Source organism: Sedimentibacter sp. B4, assembly GCF_000309315.1.
GTDB lineage: Bacteria > Bacillota > Clostridia > Tissierellales > Sedimentibacteraceae > Sedimentibacter > Sedimentibacter saalensis.
The window spans coordinates 1-388 of sequence record NZ_CANG01000803.1 but is presented as its reverse complement, the minus strand read 5'-3'; the positions used below and the strand labels follow the sequence as shown (position 1 = coordinate 388).

At 71.1% G+C, this 388-nt stretch carries 1 pseudogene; it reads right to left on the bottom strand.

Annotated features, from left to right (window positions below):
- Positions 1 to 376, bottom strand: a pseudogene (locus BN358_RS24395) (leucyl/phenylalanyl-tRNA--protein transferase family protein); the annotation flags it as partial.
- Positions 377 to 388 lie beyond the last annotated feature (12 nt).

Genomic DNA, 388 nt, shown 5'->3' with positions numbered 1-388 from the left:
TCCACCGAGTGCACGTGGCCGGCCTCGACAGCACGGTGTAGACGCGGCGGATGTCGTCATCGATCCAGCCGTAGGGCCGGGACGGGTCGGCGCAGCGCTCCAGCACCTGGGTGAAGGCCGCATCGACGGTGGTGGTGTAGTGCTTCGCCGACTTGCGCAGCGAGCGGGTCGTGCGCAGGGCGTCCGGCAGCAGGACGCCGCGGCGCATCGGAGACCACCAGCCCATCTGCCCGAACCCGGAGGAGTGCAGAGGCATCGGGAACACGCCCTCCGCGTAGGCGGCCAGCACCAGCGCCTCGTCGAACTCGGCGGAGAACGCGATCAGGTCCTGCGCCGGCAGCTCGCCGGCGCCGAAGATGCCCGGACGCCGCGCCATGCTCCGATTCTG